This window comes from Acinetobacter stercoris (genome assembly GCF_900323515.1).
Classification (GTDB): domain Bacteria; phylum Pseudomonadota; class Gammaproteobacteria; order Pseudomonadales; family Moraxellaceae; genus Acinetobacter; species Acinetobacter stercoris.
In genome coordinates this window covers 1-2,438 of record NZ_OOGT01000326.1, presented here as the reverse complement: position 1 = coordinate 2,438, position 2,438 = coordinate 1, and the positions used below count along the sequence as shown (strand labels likewise).

At 37.0% G+C, this 2,438-nt stretch carries 2 protein-coding genes; both read left to right on the top strand.

Annotated elements, in window-relative coordinates; genetic code table 11:
- Nucleotides 1-172 precede the first annotated feature (172 nt).
- Complete coding sequence (locus tag KPC_RS19110) at nucleotides 173-1,480, top strand: MFS transporter (protein WP_171334553.1); 1,308 nt, start codon at nucleotides 173-175, stop codon at nucleotides 1,478-1,480.
- 92 nt (nucleotides 1,481-1,572) lie between these two features.
- Nucleotides 1,573-2,283, top strand: coding sequence for an SIR2 family NAD-dependent protein deacylase (locus KPC_RS19105; protein WP_121975897.1), 711 nt, complete (start codon nucleotides 1,573-1,575; stop codon nucleotides 2,281-2,283).
- The last annotated feature ends 155 nt before the right edge of the window (nucleotides 2,284-2,438 follow it).

The following is a 2,438-nucleotide window of genomic DNA, read 5'->3' as shown; positions in this document are numbered from 1 at the left end:
TATATAGAGAAATAAAACAATAATAGAATCATATTCTTTTCATAGCAATTTTCAGGCGTCCTAGTATAGATTTTGTATAAATGAATAAAAATTATTCAATGCAATCTTAAAATAAAACGTGGTCACGATGTCAGCACACAACAATCAATATAGTTGCAGAGACAAGGAATATATGAATACACAATCCCCAACTCGAAAAGCAGAGATTCATGATGAAGTCAGCCGTGTAAAGGCTATCATTGGTGCTGCTTCAGGAAATCTGGTCGAATGGTTTGACTTTTACATCTACGCTTCTTTCGCAATTTATTTTCAACACGCCCTGACAGCCCCAGATATGAGTGAAACAGCAAAAGCCATATATGTGTGGGGTGTTTTTGCTGCAAGTTTCTTTATGCGACCTATTGGTAGTTGGCTATTTGGATGGATTGGAGATAAATACGGTCGTAAAACCTCTATGGTTACCTCCATCACACTCATGGCGATCAGTTCCTTTTTGTTCGCAGCATTACCTACTTATACACAAGCTGGTATGATCGCCCCCTTCCTCTTGCTGGCAGTCAGATTACTTCAAGGTCTTTCTGTTGGTGGTGAATACGGAACTGTTGCTACATATATGAGCGAGGTAGCTCAAAAAGGTAAACGTGGTTTTTATTCTTCCTTCCAATATGTCACATTATCTGGTGGTCAACTTTTAGCCAGTCTACTTGGTGTGATATTGCTAGCGCTCATGAGTAAAGAACAACTGCAGGATGGTGGATGGCGTATTCCATTTATTATTGGTGGGGTTGTTGCGATTCTTTCATTCTTTGCACGACGTCATCTAAAAGAAACCTTAACAGAAGAGGATTCGAAAAAAGAGGGTTCAGGTAGCCTAAAAGAAGTTTTAACCAAAGAATGGCGTCCATTTTTACTTGTTATCGGTTTTACTTCTGCGGGATCCTTAGTTTTTTATGTACTTACTGTATATTCAAAAACTTATATTTCAAGTTTAGGATTTAGTGACAAAGTTTCAGGCTATATGATGACTATAGCCCTATTTGTATTTATGTGCGCACAGCCTCTGTTTGGGATGCTTTCAGATAGAATTGGACGTCGTGCATCCATGCTTTGTTTTAGTATTTTGTCAGCAATTTTTATTTACCCCGTCATGGTCATTGGAATGCATCATTTCAGTTATTCCCCTGTTATCGTGACACTACTGCTTATTTTCCTCATGATGATTTTAAGCTTTTATACATCTATTAGTGGAATCGTCAAAGCTGAAATGTTTCCTCCGTATGTCCGTGCTCTAGGTGTAGGATTTGCTTATGCCGTCGGTAATGCTATCTTTGGTGGTTCAGCTCCGGCAGTTGCACTTCAGTTTAAAAATATAGGGCATGAAAACACTTTCTTTATTTACGTCATTATCATGTTAATTATCTGTATTTACTGTAGCTCAAAGCTTCCAAGAAAACCCAAATATCTACATCATGATGACTAGAGCTTTTTATAAAATGATAAAGGCTTATCAACTTGCTAAGCCTTTTTCAATGGTTAATATAAATAAGATAGTAAAATAGTATTGAGGTTGAAATGAAACGCTTAGTCATATTTTCTGGTGCCGGGATGAGTGCTGAAAGCGGTATTAGCACTTTCAGGGATTCTAATGGTCTCTGGGAAAATTATGATATTCAGGAAGTAGCTACGCCAGAGGCCTGGGCTAAAAATCCAGAGCTAGTTCAACGTTTTTACAATGAAAGACGAAAAAATATTATCAATGCCAATCCTAATCTTGCACATCGGCTCATTGCTGAGCTTGAACAAAAATTTCAGGTTCATGTCATAACCCAAAATATTGATGATCTACATGAGCGGGCCGGAAGCACACAAGTTTTGCACTTACATGGTAATATTCGTTTAGCTAAAAGTTCTAAACCAGATGCCCAATACTCACAAGTATTTTACCCTATAGATGGATCGGAACTCAGTCTTGAACATGATAAATGTCCAGACGGCTACCCTTTGCGCCCACATGTTGTTTGGTTTGGAGAGGCCGTTCCAGCATATGAACAGGCGATTCAGATTGTACAAGAGGCTGAAATTTTTATCGTGATTGGATCAACTTTAACTGTTTATCCAGTCGCTGGACTCGTTCATGAAATTCCACACAGCTGTGAAGCGTATTACATAGATCCTCAAGCAGACTATGATCGCATACCACAACAATATCAATGCCTAAAAATGACGGCATCAGAAGGAATGAAAAAAATATTAGATCATTTTAAAAATAAAACCATCTCATAATCAGACTATATATTTTTAAAACCAATAATTTTTTTAAGTAAAGTAACTGTTTCAGTCTCACAATAATTGCTATCCATATTAACTTTCGTTTTAAAATAAATTCATGCCTTGCACATAATTGTTAAAACATGTAAAAAACAAAAATAAGATCATAT

Excerpts from the sequence above, each read along its gene's own strand:
- KPC_RS19105 (WP_121975897.1), top strand. The coding sequence starts at position 1,573 with ATGAAACGCTTAGTCATATTTTCTGGTGCCGGGATGAGTGCTGAAAGC.
- KPC_RS19110 (WP_171334553.1), top strand. The coding sequence starts at position 173 with ATGAATACACAATCCCCAACTCGAAAAGCAGAGATTCATGATGAAGTC.